We start from the raw sequence: 21,816 nt of genomic DNA, 5'->3' as shown, positions 1-21,816 counted from the left end.
GCGCCCGTCCGCGAATTAGCGGAAGGGCGCTTTCGTCTACTGCACCGCTATTCTTCGCGGATAGCGTCCGATCCGTGTCCGCCAATCCATTCCTCGATCGCGGTAGCCGTATCGATCGAATACTCCTCCGTCATACTGAAATGATCGCCCGGCACGGTAGCGAGGTCATGTTCCAGCGACCATACCGCGGAGACCCCGGTGTCGGCGTCCGCTTCCGCTGCGGCGACGAACAACGTCGGACAAGCGAGTTCACGCCGTTCCCAATTCGCCAGCAGCCGGTAGTATCCGGACATGGCCGTCAACCGGACATCATCCATCTTGCCGACCTTGTCCTCCTGCTCGTACAGATGACGTAGGATTCCGGGCTGAATCAGGACCGTTTCCTTGCTCCCGATCTCGAAAGAATCCAGCAGCACAACTCCCTTCGCCGGCACTCCGCGCTTCTCCAGACCGACCTCCACCCCGTGGGCGATCGATCCGCCGGACGAACGTCCCACCAGAATGAACGGCCGACCGTCGGCGATACGGAGCACCGTGTCGGCCAGCGTGTCGATGAGCAGTTCCCAGGTAGCCGGGAGCCGCTCTCCTGGGAGAAAGCCGGGCAGCGGCAACACCCAAAGCTCTCGTTTGTCCTGGAAATGCTTTGCTATCCGGGAGAATTCGTATGGTCCCGACAGCGGACTGGTGGCGGGGATCCCGATCAGCACTGTCTGCGCATCTCCCGCGGCCAGCTTCAGTGGCTCTCTGTTCATACCCGCCTCAGCCGCGGAAGCGAAGGTGGGCCGCAGAAGTGCCGCCGCCATCGCCATGTCGTTTGCTTCTACATATCGTTGTGCGGCGCACGCGTCACGGTAGAGCGAGGTGATGCTGATGCTCGTCGCATCGGCGGTGGCGGGCTGCCCAGCCCCGGCCAGCATCGCCTGGAGCCGCTCTGCCAGCAGGATCACCGTGGGGTGATCGAAGGCGAGCGAGGAGGGTAGGTCCAAGCCGGTTGTGCGCCTGAGCCGATTGCGCAGCTCGATCGCGGTGAGGGAATCGAACCCGAGCTCGAGGAAGGGGCGTGCCGGATCGATCGCTTCCTGCTCATGATGTCCGAGCACCGTGGTAGCGGTTGCGCGAACCGTCTCGATCAACTGCTCCATTCGCTCAGACTCGGGTAGCCGGGCCAGTCGAGCTCGCCAATCAGCGCCGTCGGTCTCGCCGACTGCCGTCTCATCTGCGAATGCGTCACTCACCGCACGGATTTCAGCGATCAATCGGCTGGGCCGAGCCACCGTGAAGGTTTGCGCGAACCGGCCCCAGTCGATATCCGCGACAGTGACCACGGTGTCCGCACCGACGGCGTCCGCCATCGCGCTGACAGCGACGTCCGGGCCCATGTGCCGCAGGCCCCGCCGCCCCAACATCTCTTCGGGCGTCCCCTCGGCCATGCCGCCGCCGCCCCACATACCCCACGCGATCGATGTCGCGGGAAGCCCGAGGGCCTTGCGCTCCAACGCCAATCCGTCGAGGAACGCATTCCCCAGCGCGTACACCGCGTTGCCGGCGCTTCCCCACGACGCCGCACCGGACGAGAACAACACGAACGCATCGAGCTCACCATCGCGAGTCAACATGTCCAGGTTGCGCGCACCGGTGACCTTCGCGGCATTCACGAGGGCGATCTGCTCGACAGTGGTGTCGGGCAGCAGCCCATAACAAGCGATACCCGCGGTGTGCACCACCGCGCGCAGGGGGAACTGGTCAGGAATCTGTCGCAGCACCGCCGCCAAGGCGATCGGATCGGCGACGTCGCAGGCGGCGAAGGTCACCTCTGCGCCCGATCCGCGCAGTTCGGCCTCCAGCTCCGGGGCCGTCGGTGCCTGTCCGCCGGTCCGGCTGAGCAGAACGAGGTGTTCTGCCCCGTTCGCCGCCGCCCATCGGGCCACCTGCCCACCGAGCGCGCCGGTTCCACCGGTGATCAAGACAGTGCCACGAGGAACCCACGGGTTCGCCTCGGGCGGATTCGGTATCAGCCGACGACCGAGTACACGTCCAGCACGAACGGCGACCTGATCCTCGCCATGTGCGCCGGTGACCACCCCGGCCACCGCTAGCAGGGTCGCGGAATCGACGACCTCGGGCAGATCGACCACGCCGCCCCAGGACCGTGGCTGTTCCAGAGCCGCGACCCGGCCGAGCCCCCACAGTTGGGAGTGCGCGGCGATCGGCGCCGGATCATCGCTGCCCGTGGACACGGCGCCGCGAGTCACCCACCACTGGCTCGCATCGATCCGCAGCTCGTTCAGTGCCTGTGCCAGGCACAGGTTTCCGGAGACAGCGGCCGGAACCTCCGGATACCTGGGATCCGGCCCGTCGGTGAGCGCCAAGAGCGACAGCACTCCACGCACAGGTCGGCCGGAGCCGATTTCCTGTCCGATCCGCTCCGCCAGCACTTCCCGGTCGTCGCCCGGATCCATAGCCACGACGAGGCACTCCGCGGACAGTAGGCCGGCCAGGACGGCAGCGACCAACGGGTCGCTGCTCTGCTCGTTCGGCCGTACCACGAGCCATCGTCCCGGCAGCGGAACCGATTCGACCTCGAACTGCCGCCAGGCTTCGGTGAGCCGCCAACCGTCCGCGAGCGCCTTGCGATGGGCACGGCGACGCCATTGTGGCAGCGCAGCGACGATGCCACTCGCACCGGACACCGGATCCGCATCGACGTACTCGGCCAGGGAAGCCAGGTCGCCGCTGTCCACCAGCGCCCAGAATTGCGCCTCCGTCGCATCGGCCGCCGGTGCCGAGGTCTCGGTCGCTGGACCCGACGCGAAATCGAGCCAATAACGTCGGCGGTCGAAGGCATATGTCGGCAGATCCACCCACCGGCCCGAACCCATACCCGACCCCGCGGCCCAGTCCACCGCCAGACCATGCGCCCACCCGAGCCCCACCGATTCCAGCACTCGACGCAGCCCACCTTCGCCGCGCCGCAATGTCCCCACCACCACCGCGGAGCCCTCGACGACATCGACGGCTTCCTCGATCGCGGGTACGAGGACCGGATGCGAACTCACCTCGACGAAGAACCGATAACCCCCGACCAACAACTCCTCCACCGCCCCAAGAAAATCCACCGGCCGCCGCAAATTCTCCACCCAATACCCGGCATCGAGCTCCGAACCATCAAGCAACCCCCCACGCACCGTCGACCGCAACGGCACCCGACCACACCGCGCGACCACCCCAACCAACTCACCACGCAACCGGTCAGCGATCACATCCACCTGCGACGAATGCGACGCATAATCCACCTCCACCCGACGCGCCCGAACCCCCGCCGCCACGCACTCGGCGAGCACCTCGTCCAACGCGGCGTTGTTGCCCGAAACCACCGTGCCCACAGGGCCGTTCACCGCAGCCACCGACACCTGATCACCGAACCGCGCGATCAACCGCTCCACTCGAGCCACCGGCAAAGCAATCGAAACCATCCCCCCGCGCCCGGACAGTTCCTCCGCGATCACCCGACTACGACCGACAACAACACGCGCACCATCAACCAAACTCAACGCACCCGACACACACGCCGCCGCGATCTCCCCCTGCGAATGCCCCACCACCACATCCGGCACCACACCGAACGACTCCCACACCGCCGCCAACGACACCATCACCGCGAAACTGACCGGCTGCACAACCTCCACCCGATCAAACAAAACCTCCCCACCAGCAACAACATCCAACAACGACCAACCCGTCAACGGATCCAACACCGCAGCACACTCAGCCATCCGCGCCGCGAAAACCGCACTCTCCCCCAACAACTCCCGACCCATCCCCACCCACTGCGCACCCTGCCCCGGAAACACGAACGCGGTCTTGCCCTCGATCACGGCACCGGACATCACTCCGGCGGTGGGTTCGCCGGCAGCGAGCCCAGCGAGCCCGGCCAAGAAGGCATTCCGGTCGGAAGCCACCACGGCACCACGGCATTCCAGCATCGCGCGCGAACCAACGAGTGCGGCGGCGACATCACCCTGGTCCAGGCTCGGATCGCGCTCGACGAGGGCGTGTAGCCGATCGGCCTGCGCCCGCAGCCCTGCCTCGTTCCGGGCGGACAGCACCCACGGCACGAGGTCCAGCCCTGTTCCGTCGTTCCCCCGCGGCGAATTCACCGGTTCCTCGACCGCTTGCTCGAGGATCATGTGGACGTTGGTGCCGCTGATGCCGAACGAGGAGACCGCGGCCCGGCGCGGACGATCCACCTCGGGCCACGCCCGAGCCTCGGTCACCAGTTCCACCGCACCCGAGGACCAATCCACCTGCCGCGAAGGCACTTCGGCATGCAGCGTCGCCGGCACCACACCCCGGCGCAACGCCTCCACCATCTTGATCACACCGGCCACACCCGCGGCCGCCATCGTATGACCGATATTCGACTTCACCGATCCCAACAGCAACGGCCGATCCCGGTCCCGCCCGTACGTGGCCAACAACGCGTGTGCCTCGATCGGGTCACCCAGTACCGTCCCGGTCCCGTGCGCCTCCACGACATCCACATCACTGGCCGACAAGCGCGAATTCTCCAGCGCCTGACGAATCACCCGCTGCTGTGACGGCCCATTCGGAGCCGAAAAGCCGTTCGACGCACCGTCCTGGTTGACAGCGCTTCCGCGCACCACCGCCAGCACCCGATGCCCGTTCCGCCGCGCCTCCGACAGCCGCTCCACCAGCACCAAGCCGACGCCCTCACCCCAGCCGATGCCATCGGCGGACGCCGCGAACGCCTTGCATCGGCCGCTGCTCGACAGGCCGCCCTGACGAGCGAATTCGCTGAAAGCGCTCGGAGTGGACATCACAGCGACACCGCCCGCGACCGCCATCGCGCACTCGTCACGGCGAACCGACTCCACTGCCAGATGCAACGCCACCAGCGACGACGAACACGCGGTATCCACGGTGATCGCTGGCCCCTCGAGACCGAGTTCGTACGAGATTCGCCCGGACAACGCGCTCGCCGAGCTGCCGGTCAGAATGTAGCCTTCGGTATCCGCACCGCCGAATACCGCCTTGATGGCGTGGTCCTGCGGTGTTCCGCCGACGAAGACCCCGGTTCGACTGCCGCGCAGCGAGGACGGATCGATGCCGGCCCGTTCGAACACCTCCCAGGAAGCCTCGAGCAGCACCCGTTGCTGCGGATCCATCGCCAACGCCTCGCGGGGCGAGATTCCGAACAGCCCGGCATCGAAATCCGTCGCGCTACGGATGAATCCGCCTTCGATGGCGCTCAGATCGCTTTCGCTGCCGAGGTCCGGGTCGTAGAGCGACTCGATACTCCAGCCCCGGTCACCCGGTAGCGCGGAAATAGCGTCCACTCCCGATGACAGCAGCGCCCACAGATCGTCGGGCGATTCGACATCACCCGGATAGCGGCACGTCGCGGCCACGATGGCGACCGGCTCGTCGAAACCGGCCGCGTCGGTGCGCGCCGTCGATGCCAGGGGTGAACCTGCGAGCTCATCGCGCAGATACGTACCAAGGGCGGTCACCGTCGGGTAGTCGAAGATCAGGGTGCTCGCCAACGCCAGACCCGTTCGGGCGTTGAGCCGATTACGCAATTCGATCGCGGTCAGCGAATCGAAACCCTGTTCCGAGAACGCGGTGGAAACCTCCACCGCTTCCGGACCGGTGTGCCCGAGCACCGCCGCCGCCTCGGCACGCACGATGGCCGTCAGGTGCCTGTCCTGCTCGGCCGCTGACATCCCGTTCAGCACATGGAGCAGCTCGCTGTCCGCACCGGTCCGGTGCGGTGCCTGTTGGGTCGCCCGGACACCGGGGAGATCGGCGATCAACGGGCTCGGCCGCGTGATCGTGAAGGTCTCGGCGAACCATCCCCAATCCATATCCGCCACCGTCACGGTGGCGTCGCCGAGACCGACCGCGTCGACCAGCGCGCGCACAGCCAATTCCGGAGCCATCTCGCGGACCCCGCGGCGCAGCAGCATTTCCTTCGACCCGCGCTGCGTCATGCCACCCCCGCCCCACGCGCCCCAGGCGATCGACGTGGCCGGGAGCCCGAGCTCGTGGCGCCGCAATGCCAAACCATCCAGGTACGCGTTGCCCGCCGCGTACGTCGCGTTCCCGGCGCTGCCCCAGGTGGCGGCACCGGACGAGAACAGCACGAACGCGGCCAACCGACGATCACGAGTCAGCTCGTCCAGATTTCGCGCACCGCGCACCTTGGCCGCGTTCGCGTCGGCGATGGACTCCCTGGTGCACGCATCGAGCGGCTCGAACCTCGCCACACCGGCGGCATGCACGACCGCGGTGAGCGGAAACGCGGTCGGGATCGCGGCCAGTACAGCGGCGACAGATTCCCGATCGGCGACATCACACGCCACAATCGTGACCTCGGCGCCCATCACCCGCAGCTCGGCCGCCAGCTCGGCGGATCCCGGAGCCGATTCGCCGCTGCGGCTCAACAGCAGGAGGTGATCGGCGCCGTTGGTAGCGGCCCAGCGGGCCACATGCGCACCGAGCGCACCGGTACCTCCGGTAATCAGAACCGTGCCGCTCGGGTTCCACGGTGTGCCGGGCTTCGCGGTGCCTTGCACGGGATCCGGAACGAGCCTGCGACCGTACGCACCGTCAGGTCGTACCGCGATCTGGTCCTCGTCCGAGGCGGCGGCGAGCAGTGCAGGCAATCGGCCCACCGCGGCTGGGTCCGACAGGTCCGAGACATCGATCATGCCGCCCCAGCGCCGCGGATACTCGAGTGCGGCAACCCGCCCCAATCCCCACAATTGCGCTTGCGCGGGACTCGACATGGCCCCGATCGAAACCGCTCCACTGGTCAGGCACCACAGCCGGGCCGAGATCCCGGCATCGCCGAGAGCCTGGATCAGCACGACCGACGCCGCGAGTCCGACCGTCAGCTCGGGCCGAACGGGATCGATAGGCTCGTCGAGTCCCATCAGCGAGACGACACCGGCCAGTTGTCCCGCTTGCTCCAGCACATCCCGGAGCCGTTGAGCCGTGTCTTCCCGATCCAGGCCGTCGAGGTCCATCGGCATCACCGTCGCCCCAGCGGCTGTCATCGCGGCCCGCAGAATACCGACCTGCTCGGTGTCCGAACCGATCAGCAGCCACGTTCCAGTCGGGCGTGCCGTCGGCACGGCGAGTTCCTGCCACCGCTCACGCAAGCGCCAGGAATCCACGAGTGCGGAATCGTGCCGCTGACGCCGCCAGGCGGCCAAGCCGGGAAGGATTCCGGTCGCCAGCTCGGTGTCGACGCCGAGACCGGTGGCCAGTGCCGTGGCATCGGCGCGTTCGACGACCTCCCAGAACTCGCTGTCGAAGGCGGTGGTTTCGTCGGTGGGCGGGAGCGCGGCGGTCTGTTCCAGCCAGTACCGCTGCCGCTGAAACGGGTAGGTGGGCAATTCGACCCGGCTGGCCACTGGGAAGAACGGGCTCCAGTCGACCCCGACGCCGTGGGCGAACGCCTGCGCCAGCGCGGTGGTCATGCGGTCCATGCCGCCGGAGTCACGACGCAGCGAACCGAGTGCGATCGCGGGCCGGTCGGCCGCCTCGATCGTCTCCTCGATCGCGGGTACGAGGACAGGATGCGAACTCACCTCGATGAAGAACCGATAACCCCCGACCAACAACTCCTCCACCGCCCCATGGAAACCCACCGGCCGCCGCAGATTCTCCACCCAATACCCGGCATCGAGCTCCGAACCATCAAGCAACCCCCCACGCACCGTCGACCGCAACGGCACCCGACCACACCGCGCGACCACCCCAACCAACTCACCACGCAACCGGTCAGCGATCACATCCACCTGCGACGAATGCGACGCATAATCCACCTCCACCCGACGCGCCCGAACCCCCGCCGCCACGCACTCGGCGAGCACCTCGTCCAACGCGGCGTTGTTGCCCGAAACCACCGTGCCCACAGGGCCGTTCACCGCAGCCACCGACACCTGATCACCGAACCGCGCGATCAACCGCTCCACTCGAGCCACCGGCAAAGCAATCGAAACCATCCCCCCGCGCCCGGACAGTTCCTCCGCGATCACCCGACTACGACCGACAACAACACGCGCACCATCAACCAAACTCAACGCACCCGACACACACGCCGCCGCGATCTCCCCCTGCGAATGCCCCACCACCACATCCGGCACCACACCGAACGACTCCCACACCGCCGCCAACGACACCATCACCGCGAAACTGACCGGCTGCACAACCTCCACCCGATCAAACAAAACCTCCCCACCAGCAACAACATCCAACAACGACCAACCCGTCAACGGATCCAACACCGCAGCACACTCAGCCATCCGCGCCGCGAAAACCGCACTCTCCCCCAACAACTCCCGACCCATCCCCACCCACTGCGCACCCTGCCCCGGAAACACGAAGACCACACGACCCGGGCGCGCAACCCCACTGATCACATTCAGCGCGCTCTGCCCGTTCGCGATCGCCGCCAGATCCGCCTGGGGGTTCGTGGTGGCATCGGCCACGACGACCGCCCGATGCGGCAGCAGCGCCCGTGTCGAGGTCAGCGAGTAGGCCACGTCCGCGAGATCGATTTCGGGACCATCCGCCAGCAATGCGGACAGTCGTCCGGCCTGTGCCGCCAGGGCCTCTCGGGAACGCGCGGACACCACGATCGGCACGACCGCGGGTTCGCCGACGCGCTCCACCGGTACTGCCTCCGGCACCGGCGATTGTTCGAGAATGAGGTGCACATTGGTGCCGGAAGCACCGAACGAGGACACCGCGGCGCGGCGTGGACGATCCACCGTCGGCCACGGCCGCGATTCGGTCACCAACTCGACCGCGCCCGAGGACCAGTCCACCTTCGGCGTCGGTTCGTCCACGTGCAACGTGGCAGGCACCTGCCCGCGGCGCAGTGCCTCCACCATCTTGATCACGCCGGCCACACCCGCGGCCGCCATCGTGTGACCGATATTCGACTTGATCGACCCCACGAGCAGCGGGCGGTCATCCGGACGATCCTGCCCATACGTCGCCAGCAGGGCCTGTGCCTCGATCGGATCACCCAGCACCGTTCCGGTGCCGTGCGCCTCCACCACGTCCACATCGGCGGCGGTCAATCGTGTGTTGTCCCATGCCGCCCGGATAACCCGCTGCTGCGACGGGCCGTTCGGCGCGGTCAGGCCGTTCGAGGCACCGTCCTGGTTGACCGCGCTGCCGCGCACGATCGCCAACACCGGGTGACCGTTGCGACGCGCGTCCGAGAGTCGTTCCACCAGAAGAAGGCTCACGCCCTCACCCCACGCGGTGCCATCGGCACCGGCCGCGAACGACTTGCAGCGACCGCTGGAGGACAGGGCGTCCTGGGTTGAGAACTCGGCGAACACACTCGGTGTCGACATCACGGCGACACCACCCGCGAGAGCCAGCGAGCATTCGCCACTGTTCAGCGCGCGTGCCGCGAGGTGCAAGGCCACCAATGACGACGAACACGCGGTGTCGACCGTGATCGCCGGTCCCTCCAACCCGAGTGTGTACGACACGCGGCCCGACAGCACACTGCCCGCGCTGCCGGTCAACAGGTACCCCTCGGTCTCGGCACCGCCGAAGGCCGCCTTGACCGCGTGGTCGTGCGACGTCCCGCCGACGAAGACGCCGGTCCGGCTGCCTCGCACCGACTGTGGATCAATACCAGCGCGCTCGAGCACCTCCCAGGCGGCCTCGAGGAGCAACCGCTGCTGTGGATCCATCGCCAGGGCTTCTCGTGGTGAGATCCCGAACAGTTCCGCGTCGAAATCCGCGGCGTCGTGGACGAATCCACCCAGGATGGGGTTCGCCGTGCGTCCACCGCTCGCGCCATCGCGTCCCCAGCCCCGATGAACGGGTGGTTCGCCGATCGCGTCGACGCCCGAGGACACCAGCTCCCACAGCGCCTCGGGCGAATCGGCGCCGCCCGGCAGCCGGCAACTCATCGCGACGATGGCCACCGGCTCGTCCGATCCCGACTCGACTTCCTGCAGCCGCTTGCGAGTAGCCTGCAGATCCGCCGTCACGCGCTTGAGGTACTGACGCAGCTTGTCCTCGTTACCCACAGCAGAGACCTTTCCCATTTTGTTCGCGACCAGTGTCAGAAACCCATCGGTTCTGCGACTAGACAGTTGGCGCCACTCGGGCATCGGTGGACGACGACAGCAATTTCACATCGGACTCGACCATGTCGGTCACCAGCTCCTCGAACGAAATCGAGGGCTGCCAGCCGAGTTCTCGCTGCGCCTTTCCGAAATCGGCGCACAAGAGGTCGACCTCAGCCGGACGTACCAGTGCCGGATCGACCACCACGTGGTCTTTCCAATCCAGCCCGACGGCCGAGAACGCGAGTTCCACGAAACGGCGGACGGTGTGTATCCGGCCGGTGCCGATGACATAGTCGCCCGGTTCGTCCTGCTGCACCATGAGATGCATCGCGCGCACGTAGTCGCCCGCGAATCCCCAATCCCGCTGAGCGTCCAGATTTCCGAGTCGCAACTCTTGCGCCAAACCGAGTTTGATACGCGCCACGCCGAGCGTTACCTTCCGTGTCACGAATTCTGCGCCGCGGCGCGGCGATTCGTGATTGAAGAGAATTCCAGAGGATGCATGCATTCCATAGGACTCACGATAATTCTGCGTGATGTAGTGCCCGTAAGTCTTGGCAACCCCGTAGGGACTACGCGGGTGAAAGGGCGTCAACTCGTTCTGCGGAGTTTCCCGGACCTTGCCGAACATCTCCGAGGAGGACGCTTGATAGAAGCGGGTCTGCGTTCCGCTGGCCGATTTCGCCTGCGAGGCGCGCACACCACTGACAATTCTGATGGCTTCGAGAATACGCAGGACACCCATCCCGGTGACCTCCGCGGTGATCTCGGCCTGTTGCCACGACAGTGGAACGTATGAAATCGCGCCGAGGTTATAGACCTCGTCCGGAGCGACCATTTCGACCGTGGATACCAAATTGCCCTGATCGAGTAGGTCGCCGCGCACGAATCGAATGCTCGGAACCAAATGCGGCGCCAAGGGCAGACGAGGCTCCATCTGCCCGCGCACCATACCCCACACCTCGTAGCCCTGCTCGAGCAGGTGTTCGGCCAAGTAGGAGCCGTCCTGGCCGGTGATCCCGGTGATCAATGCACGTTTAGTCATGGCGCTCTGCTGTCTCCAACCATCGGTGTGAGGGGGTAGGCCCGGTCCGCTCAGGCAATGCGCGCATCCACGACATCGAATCGATCCGACCTCGGCAAATCCGGCATATACGAACTGAAATATATCGACGCCCACCCCTACCGTGACACCCCTGCGGTCCCCCTCAGCATGGCCGCGAGCAGGCTTCCTGCCGTGCTGTGGCGATCAAGTCACCGGCCACAAAGACACCGCCCGCGGATCGATGACTTTCACCCAACGCACCAGCCTTTTCGCGGAATTCCGGCTCGTTCAGCAATCGAATCAGTGCCCGCTGGATGTCGGCCGACCGGAGGTTCAGCGCATGCGGAACCGCCAATCCGGCGCCGCTCTCGACGACCCGGGCGGCGTAGTCATGGCAATCTACCCAGAAAGGCATCACCAACAGCGGCTTACCGAAGAACAAGCCTTCGTTCACGCCGTTTCCGCCACCGTGGTTGAAGAATACCTTCACGTTGGGGTGTGCCAGTACACCGAGCTGCGAAGGAACCCACGCCTCGATTCGAAGATTTTCCGGCAGCCGCGCCGGCAACAGCGCCTGCTGATCGGCCGGTAATTTCCACAGGACATGATGCTCCGGCCCGAGCGCTTCGACGACATCGAGAATTACGCCGAGCTGCGCCCGGTCCAGCCGCATGATCGTCCCGAAGCCGATGTACACGATCGATTCGCACGCATCGAGCCAGGCGTCCAGCTCGTTGTCCGCGGAAGAAGTCTCGTGCTGATCCGCCGGGATCATCGCACCGACCAATCGAAGGTGCTCGGGCATTGCCTCGAACGGAACTTCGAAATCAGCAACAGTGAAGCTCAGCACCTCATGAGCGAGATCGGAATATTTCGATGGCAGGCCATGCGGGTTGGGCACACCGGCTTCCTTTCGCCGCCGGGCGAGCGGCGCGGCCTTGCGCATCAGCGACGGCTTGAAGAGCGCGAGCCGACTGCCCACATAGAAGGAGATATTGGCGATGCGCTGCGCGAGGTTCATGTTTCTCGGCAGTCCACTGAACGGTGCCGGATACGCCAACGGAAGCCGTTCGAAGTACACGCTGCTGATGGGGATGGGAACCGTCATGACATAGGGGATCCCATGCATCAGGGCAGCGTCCATCGCCCAGGTGCTCGATGAATCGGCGACCACCAGCGCCGGCCGTAGCCGGTCCAGCTGTTCCATCAGGGTGCTGTACTTGGTCCAGACGTCGTCGGCGTCGGATACCGCGTCAAGGAAGGCGCTGAACCGGCTGAGCATGGATCCGGAGCCCAGCGCCCGATAGGTTTCGTCGCTCCAGTTCGACGGGTCGAGTTCGGGCTTGCGCGCGCCTACCGAGACGAAGCGGATCGGTTCGAGTCCACCCTGATTCTCGATGTCACCCTTGCGGTCGTCGGTCGACGCGAACCACAGGCCGGGCTCTCCCCGCCGGGCGAGTTCGCCGGCGATCGTCAGCAACGGATTGATCAAACCGGAATCCGGATTGGCCGCGAAGAGGATTCCCCCCGCTGTCGTGTCGTTCATACTTGTCTCCCCTTCAGATCGTCTTGCGCGAACCGGCCGTTCACGACACGCCCAAGTCGTTGTCGATGAGATCGAAGATCTCGTCATCGGTCGCGGCGTCGAGGCCCGCCGCGTCGTCGGCCTCGTCCAGCGCGGCTTCGCCGAGTTTCGCCAGCAGCGTCTGCAGTCGAATCGAGAGCTTCGCCTTCGTCTCGGCATCGCAGTTCGCCACGGCGACTTCCCTGCCGAGCCTGTCGAATTCGTCCAGGATCGACAGCTCACCCGAACCACTGTCGAGTTCGGCCACGAGGAAGTCCGCCACGGCGGTCAGCGTCGGGTAGTCGAAGACCAGCGTCGCGGGCAAGGCCGTTCCGGTGGCGCTGGACAGCCGGTTCCGGAACTCCACCGCGGTCACCGAGTCGAACCCGAGGTCGGTGAACGGCCGGTCCATATCGTCGGTGTGCGCGCCGGAATACCCGAGTACCGAGCCGATTTGCTCGCTGACGATGGTGGAAAGAAGGTGGCGGCGCTCCGCGCGGGGCAGCCCGGCCAGGCGCTGCCGCAACGCGGACTCGACGCCGGACTCCGGATCACCGTGCTGATCCTGAAGAGCCCGTACCGCTTCCGGGATTTCGCTGATCAGCGGGCTCGGCCGGGTGAAGGTGAACGGCCCAGCGAATCGTGGCCAGTCGATGTCGGCGACGGTCAATTGGGTTTCGCCGTGCTCGACGGCGTGCAGCAGCGCGCCGAAGGCGAGTTCCGGGTTCATCGGGCGGACGCCACGGCGAAGCAGCGCTTCCTGTGCGGAGTCGTTCGCGGTCATGCCACCGCCGCCCCAGTTGCCCCACGCGACCGTCGTCGCGGCGAGACCGGCCGCTTGTCGATATCTGCCGAGACCGTCGAGGAAGGCGTTACCCGAGGCATAGGCGGCGTTGCTCGCGCTCCCCCACGATGCCGAGCCGGACGAGAACAGCACGAAGGCCGCCAGGTCGAGCCCGCTGGTCAGGTCGTGCAGTGCGAGCGCGCCGTCCACCTTCGCCGATACCGCGTCCGCGAACTCGCCGATCGTCGTCTCCGCGAGCATGCCCTCGACCGGCACGCCCGCGGCATGCACCACCGCGGTGAGCGGGTGTTCCGTGGGGATCTCCGCGAGCAATGTCGCCAGGGTGTCCCGATCCGCGGCGTCACAGGCGGCCAGTGTCACTGTCGCACCCGAGCCGCGCAGTTCGGCAGCCAGTTCGGCCGCCCCGGGGGACTCCGCCCCACGCCGGCTGATCAGCAGCAGATGCTCGGCGCCATTGCCCGCCGCCCACCGCGCGACCCTGCTGCCGAGCGCGCCGGTCGCGCCGGTCACCAGCACCGTACCGGCTGGTTTCCAGGGTGCCTCTGGGCTGGTGACGGGCTCCGGCGCACGGGTGAGGCGTCGCCCGTAGGCCCGCGCACCGCGGAGCGCGAGCTGGTCTTCGCCCGCGCTGTCTCGCAGCAGACCGACCAGATTCGCGACAGCGGCCTGGTCCGGATTCGGGGGAAGATCGACCAGACCGCCCCACCGTCGCGGGTACTCGAGCGCGGCCACCCGGCCCAGGCCCCAGATCGGGGACTGCGCGACACCGAGCACCCGGTCGCCGGCGACCGCGGACATCGCGTCCGTGGTGACACACCAGACCCGGGTGTCCACCGCGCGATCGTGCAGGGCTTGCAGGAGTGCCACGGTGCTCACGAATCCGTTCACGAGCACTCGATGCTGTTCGTCGGCCCGCTCGTCGACGGCAAGCAGGGACAGCACGCCGTCGAGCGCGGGAGATTCCCCGAGGAGCTCTGCCAGTGCCTCCCGGGTGATCCCCGCCGGCACCACCTTCGAGTCGACATCCGCGGTACGACGCAGGGTTTCGACGATCGGCTCGGCCAACCGCTGATCGATGCGGTCGGGCAGCAGCACCAGCCACCTGCCCCGCGGACCGGTCTCGCCGACGGTGACAGGCGCCCAGGTCTCCCGGTAACGCCAGTCCGCGACCACCGAATCGTCGAGACGTCGCCTGCGCCATGCCATCAGGCCGGGGAGCACCTCGCCCAGTAGTGCCGCGTCCACGTTCATGGAGCCGGCCAACGATCCGAGGTCACCGTTCTCGACCGTCTCCCAGAACGCGGTGTCGGCGCTGTCGGCATGCGAAGGTTCCGCGGCGACGAACTCCGGCCAGTAGCGCCGGTGCTGGAAGGCGTACGTCGGCAACTCGACCCGGTGGAACTCACCGGTCGCGGTTCGCGCCGACCAGTCGACGTCGTGTCCGTGCACGAACAATTCCGCGAGCGCGCTGAGCACCGTCTCGGGTTCGTCCCGACCCGCACGCAGCGCCGGAACGATGACCGTCGGCTGGTCGGGGTCGAACGCGAGGTTGGACGCCACGACTCCCGTCAATGTCGCGTCCGGGCCCACCTCGAGGAAGCTGTTCACCCCGTGCGCGGCCATGGTGGTGATGCCGTCCGCGAACCGCACCGCCGCCCGCGCCTGCTCGACCCAGTATTTCGGCGATCCCAGCTGCTCGGCCGTCATCAACCCACCGGTCCGGTTGGACACCATCGGCACCACCGCCTCGGCGAATTCGACTGTCGCGCACTCGCGCTCGAACTCCGCCAGCATCGGTTCCATCAGTGGCGAATGGAACGCGTGCGAAACAGCGAGCCAGGTGATCTTGCGCCCGGTGGCGGCGAAACGGCCCGCGACCGCGTCGACCGCCGTGCGCGCGCCGGACACCACGACCGACGTCGGACCGTTCACCGCGGCGAGGCTGACCGACTCGGAAAGCTCCTCCACCACTTCGGCTTCGGTCGCCTGGATGGCCGCCATCGCGCCGCCTTCCGGCAAGGCCTGCATCAACCGGCCCCGCGCCACGACCAACCGCGCCGCGTTCGTCACCGACAGCGCGCCCGCGGCACAGGCCGCGGTGATCTCGCCGACCGAGTGACCGATGACCAGATCGGGCACCACACCGAACGACCGGATGAGCTGGAACAGCGCGTACTCCACCGCGAACAAGCCCGGCTGAGCGAATTCCGTCCGATCCAGACCCTCCGCGCGCTCGGGTTCGAACACGATGTCGCGCAACGACTTCCCCAGCAGCGGATCAGCCACCTCGCACACCTCGTCGAAGGCCTCGGCGAATATCGGGAAGGCCGCGTACAACTCGCGACCCATACCCGCTCGCTGGGCGCCCTGACCCGAGAAGACGAAGGCGAGCTTGCCCGGTCGCCGCCGTCCGCTGAGCACTCGAGCAGACGAGTCGCCGCGTGCGACCGTGGCGAGGCCATCGAGCAACTCGGCCCGATCCCGTGCGATGACAACCGCCTGGTGATCCAGCGCGGCTCGCGCAGTGCGCAGCGACCAGGACAGGTCCGCCTGCGCGACGTCCGGCGCGGCTTCCAGATGCGACAGCAGCCGCGAACTCTGCGCCCGCAGCGCCGCCGCGGACCTGGCGGAGACGACGAACGGCAGTTGGGCCGCCGAGTCCGGGGCCGGAACCACCGCCACGACCGGCTGCTCGGGCGCCTGCTCGAGGATCACATGCGCGTTGGTTCCGCTGATTCCGAACGACGACACCGCCGCTCGCCGATCGCGCCCGGTCTCCGGCCAGGGCCGGGTACTGGTCACCAACTCGACCGCGCCCGTTGACCAATCCACCTCCGGCGTCGGCTCCTCGGCGTGCAAGGTCGCCGGCACCACTCCGCGTCGCAGCGACTCGACCGCCTTGATCACGCCGGCCACACCAGCGGCGGCCTGGCTGTGGCCGATGTTCGACTTGATGGACCCCAGCAACAACGGCCGATCCGCCGGCCGACCACGGCCGTAGGTGGCCAGCAGCGCCTGCGCCTCGATCGGGTCGCCCAGCGCGGTACCGGTGCCGTGCGCCTCCACGACGTCGATATCGGCGGGTGACAGGGACGCACGGCGCAACGCGTCGCGAATGACCCGTTGCTGCGCCGGGCCGTTCGGCGCCGTCATGCCGTTCGAGGCACCGTCCTGGTTGACGGCCGAGCCACGGAGCACGGCCAGCACCCGATGACCGTTGCGGGTCGCGTCGGAAAGCCGTTCGAGCACAACCCAACCGACGCCCTCGGCGAACGCCATGCCATCCGCCGATGCCGAGAAGGCCTTACACCGGCCGTCTTTCGCGAGTGCGCGCTGCTGGGAGAACCCGATGAACCCGGCCGGCGACGACATCACCATCACTCCACCCGCGAGCGCGAGGGAGCATTCGCCGGAGCGCAGGGCCTGCGCCGAAAGGTGCATGGCGACCAGCGACGACGAGCATGCCGTGTCCACGGTGACCGCGGGCCCTTCGAGACCGAACACGTACGACACCCGGCCCGACAGCACGCTCGACAGGCTGCCCGTCATCGCCAGCCCGTCGAGCGTGCCGACCTGCCCCCCGCCCGCCTGCGGCGCGGGGTTGGCTCCCACGAAGACACCGGTCCGGCTGCCGCGCATCGTCAGCGGGTCGATCCCGGAGCGTTCGAAGGCTTCCCACGCTGTTTCGAGCAGCAGGCGCTGCTGCGGATCCATGACCGTGGCCTCGCGCGGCGAGATGCCGAAGAATGCCGCGTCGAAATCCGCGACCGCCTCGAGAAAGCCACCGTGCCGCACATAGGAGGTGCCCACATGCGCGGGATCAGGGTGGTACAGATTCTCGACGTCCCAGCCGCGGTCGGTGGGGAATCCGGAAATGGCGTCGACCCCGTCGGCCGCGATACGCCACAGGTCCTCGGGTGAGCCGACACCACCCGGGTAGCGACAGGCCATCCCGACGATGACGATCGGATCGTCCTCGCTCGCTATCGGCTCGTCCGGGGCCGACGCGCTCGTCGCGTCGAGGCCGAACGCCTCGGCGATCAGGTAGCGAGCCAGGTCCGTCGCGGTCGGATAGTCGAAGACCATGGTCGAGGGCAACTTCAGCCCCGTCGCCTCGACGAGACGATTGCGCAGTTCCACCGCGGTGAGCGAGGTGAAACCGAGCTCCTGGAAGGCGCGATCGGGCGCGACGTCCTTCGAGCCGGCGTGACCGAGCACCACCGCCACCTCGGTGCGGACCTGCTCGAGCACCAGAGCCTCACGCTCCGATCCGATCGCCTTCGAGAGACGCTCTCGCAGTGGCGATTCGACGGCGACGTCGGCACCGTCCGACTGATGCTCGGCGAGCACGCGCCGAACCTGTGGCAGTGTGCCGAGCAGCGGACTGGGACGTGACATGGTGAACAGCGGAACGAAGTTCTCCCACTTGACATCCGCGAGCAGCAGGAAGGTCTCGTCGTCGTCCAGTGCGGCATGCATGCCCGCGAGCGCGAGGTCCGGGTCCATCGGCGGCAACCCGTGCCGGGTTTGCCGCTCGCCCACGACCATTCCCTCGACGATGTTGCGGCTGTCCCACATGTTCGGTGTTCCCCACACACCCCACGCGATGCTGATCGCGGTACGTCCGCGGGCGCGCCGACGCTCGGCCAACGCGTCGAGGTGCGCGTTGGCGGCACCGTACGCGCCGTGGGCGCCACTACCCCAGACACCGGCCACCGAGGAGTAGAGCACGAACGCGTCGAGCTCGATGTCCTCGGTCAGCTCGTCGAGATGGACCGCGCCGTCGACCTTGGCGCACATCATCCGGTCGAATTCCTCGACCGTCGTCCCGGGAAGTGACGCGATCTCGAGCGAGGCGGCGGTGTGCACGACCATCCGCAACGGAAGGTCGTCGCCATCCGCGAGCGTCACGACTCCCGCGACCGCGTCCCGGTCGGTGATATCGCAGGCCACGATGGTGACCTGCGCGCCGAGCTCACGCAGTTCGGAAGCCAGTTCGGCAGCGCCTTCGGCGGCCGGACCGCGACGACTGGCCAGCACCACCCGTTCGGCACCGTGCCGAACGGCCCACCGTGCCGTGAGCGCGCCGAGGGTTCCGGTACCCCCGCTGATCAAGGTCGTGCCGCTGGTCCGCCAGGCCGGGATGCCCGCGACCTGCTTCCCGGTCGGCGCGGGCACGATCCGGCGGGCCAGCACACCGTTTCCGCGGACCGCGACCTGGTCTTCGCCATGGGTACCGGTGAGTACCGCCCGAAGCCGGGCAAGGGTTCGGTCATCGAGGGTCGCGGGCAGGTCGACGAGCCCACCCCAGCGCTGAGCATGCTCGAGCCCGGCGACCGGCCCGAGCCCCCACAGCTCGGCCTGGACCGGATCGGGTGCCGCCGAGGCGACCGCCCCGCGGGTCACCAGCCACAACGGCGCCGCCACGCCGGCGTCACCCAGTGCCTGGATCAGGGCGAGCGTCGCCGTCGTCGAGTTGCCGACGGAGGCGATTCCCGCGACGGTGTCGAACTCGGCCAGCGCTTCGGCCAGCGCGCGCCGGTCGGTCGTTTCCACCTCGAATACGCGCGCATCGGCCAGGGTTCTCGCCACCGCGACCGCATCGCTGTCCGCGGCGCGCCCGGCTGGTACGACAACCAGCCAGTGCCCCGGCGTCGCACCCGACAGCTCGACCGGATGCCAGTCCACGCGGTAACGCCAGGAATCCAGTACCGAGGCGTCCCGTCGGCGCCGGCGCCAGGCGGACAGGCCAGGAAGGACCTCGGTGGCCACCTGGGCATCGATCTCGAGACCCGCCGCCAAGGTCGCCACATCCTCGCTCTCGACCGCGTCCCAGAACTCGGCGTCGAGCTCGTCCGAGGCCGGAATCTGTCCAGCCGGTGCTGATTCCAGCCAGTACCGCTGACGCTCGAACGGATAGGTCGGCAGGGCCACACGGCCCGCGCCGGTCAGCAGCGAACTCCAATCCACCCGCCGGCCGCACACCTGGGCCTCGGCGAGTGAACGGATCAGGCGATCCAGATCGCCATCGTCGCGCCGAATCGAACCGACCGCCAGCGCCGGCTGGTCCGCAGCCTCGATCGCCTCCTGGATCGCGGGCACCAGCACCGGATGTGAGCTGACCTCGATGAAGAACCGGTAATTCTCGGCGAGCAGCTTCGAGATCGCCGGGAAGAATCGCACCGGTTGCCGAAGATTGTCGATCCAGTATCTGACGTCGAGCTCCGACCCGTCGAGCAGCCGCCCGCGCACCGTCGACAGGACAGGTATCCGCCCGCGCATCGGAACCACACCCGACAGCTCGTCGGTCAATCGCTCGGCGATCACGTCCACCTGCGCGGAATGCGACGCGTAATCGACTTCCACCCGGCGCACCCGAACTCCGGCGGCGCGGCACTCCGCGACGACCTCGTCGAGCGCGGTATCGCCGCCCGAGATCACGGTGCCGGCCGGGCCGTTCAGGGCGGCGATCGACAGTTCGTCGCCGAAGCGGGCGATCAGTTGTTCCACCCGGGCCACCGGCCAGCCGATCGAGACCATGCCGCCACGCCCGGACAGTCCTTCCGCGATGATCCGACTGCGGCCGACGACGACGCGTACTCCGTCGGCGAGACTCAACGCCCCCGCGACACACGCCGCGGCGATCTCGCCCTGCGAATGCCCGACCACCACATCCGGCACGACCCCGAAGGACTCCCACACCGCTGCCAGGGAGACCATGACCGCGAACGACACCGGTTGCACGACGTCGACCCGGTCGAGCGCATCCTGCCCGCCGGCAAGAGCGTCGAGCAAGGACCAACCGGTCAGCGGGTCCATCAGCGCGGCGCATTCGGCGACGCGCGCGGCGAACACGGGATTCGTCCGGATCAGCTCGCGCCCCATACCCGCCCATTGGGCACCCTGACCGGGGAACACGAACGCCGTCTTGCCCGACCGCACCCGCCCGGTGATCAGGTCGGCCGCGGAGTCTCCCCTGGCCAGGGAATCCAGCGCCGCGGCCAGCTCGACACGGTCCCGGCCGATCACCACCGCCCGCTCGTCGAGGGCGGCACGAGTGGCCGCGAGCGACCACGCCAGATCGCGGAGGGACGTGCCTTCGTCCAGGAACTTCACCAACCTCGCGGCCTGCTCCCGCAGGCCACCCGTGGTCCTCGCGGACAACACGAAGGGCAATGGCGACGACGGCTCAGGTTGCGCCACAGCCGTTTCCGTCGCGGATTCCGGAGCCTGTTCCAGGACCACGTGCGCATTGGTACCGCTGACCCCGAAGGACGAGACACCGGACCGGCGCCGCCGACCGGACTCCGGCCACGGCACCGCCTCGGTCGCGAGACGCACCGCGCCCGCCGACCAGTCGACGTGCGGCGTCGGCGCGTCGAGGTGCAGGGTTCGGGGCACCACCCCGTGGCGCATCGCCTCGACCATCTTGATCACTCCCGCGACACCCGCCGCGGCCTGCGCATGACCGATATTGGATTTCAGCGAGCCCAACCAGACCGGACGGTCCTCGGGGCGTTCCTGCCCGTAGGTCGCGATCACCGCCTGCGCTTCGATGGGATCACCCAGCGTGGTGCCCGTCCCATGGGCCTCGACCACGTCGACGTCCGAGACCGACAGTCCCGCGTTGCGGAGCGCCTGCCGGATGACTCGCTGCTGCGACGGCCCGTTGGGCGCGGTCAGGCCATTCGAGGCGCCATCCTGGTTCACGGCGGTGCCGCGCACGAGCGCCAGCACCGGGTGCCCGTTGCGACGCGCGTCCGACAACCGCTCCAGCAGTACCAGACCGGCGCCCTCGGACACACTGGTGCCGTCCGCGCTCGCCGCGAACGACTTGCTCCGACCATCAGCGGCCAGGCCACGTTGCCGCGAGAACTCGATGAAGGTGCCCGGAGTGGCCATGACGGTGACACCGCCGGCGAGCGCCATGTCGCATTCGCCGGTCCGCAACGCCTGCACAGCGGAATTCATCGCCACGAGCGAGGAAGAACAGGCCGTATCGACCGTGACCGCCGGGCCCTCCAACCCGAAGGTGTACGAAATCCGTCCGGAGACAACGCTTCCCGAGACACCCGTCGCCAGGAACCCCTCGACACCCTCCGGCAGGTCACGAACCTGGGCACCGTAGTCGTGGTACATGACGCCCGCGTAGACGCCGGTTCCGGCACCTCGCAAGGACAGCGGATCGATACCCGCCCGCTCGAACGCCTCCCAGGCGAGCTCGAGCAGTACCCGTTGCCGTCCTGCCCTACCTGGAGCGGCGCGAGGACGG

At 67.6% G+C, this 21,816-nt stretch carries 4 protein-coding genes; all 4 read right to left on the bottom strand.

Annotated features, from left to right (window positions below; translation table 11 throughout):
• Positions 1-47 precede the first annotated feature (47 nt).
• Complete coding sequence (locus tag ACFWF2_RS28040) at positions 48-10,088, bottom strand: type I polyketide synthase (RefSeq protein ID WP_379310444.1); 10,041 nt, start codon at positions 10,086-10,088, stop codon at positions 48-50.
• A 58-nt stretch (positions 10,089-10,146) separates the two neighbouring features.
• Complete coding sequence (locus ACFWF2_RS28035; protein ID WP_379310443.1) at positions 10,147-11,175, bottom strand: GDP-mannose 4,6-dehydratase; 1,029 nt, start codon at positions 11,173-11,175, stop codon at positions 10,147-10,149.
• Between the two features lie 163 nt (positions 11,176-11,338).
• On the bottom strand, positions 11,339-12,721 hold the full coding sequence (locus ACFWF2_RS28030) for a glycosyltransferase (protein WP_379310442.1): 1,383 nt from the start codon (positions 12,719-12,721) through the stop codon (positions 11,339-11,341).
• Positions 12,722-12,761: 40 nt separating this feature from the next.
• The coding region (locus tag ACFWF2_RS28025; protein WP_379310441.1) for a type I polyketide synthase at positions 12,762-21,816 on the bottom strand (9,055 nt) is incomplete at its 5' end.

Origin of the sequence: Nocardia sp. NPDC060259, assembly GCF_042728775.1 — a bacterium.
Classification (GTDB): Bacteria; Actinomycetota; Actinomycetes; order Mycobacteriales; family Mycobacteriaceae; genus Nocardia.
Note: the sequence above shows the minus strand (reverse complement) of the source record. Positions and strands in the feature narration are given on the sequence as shown.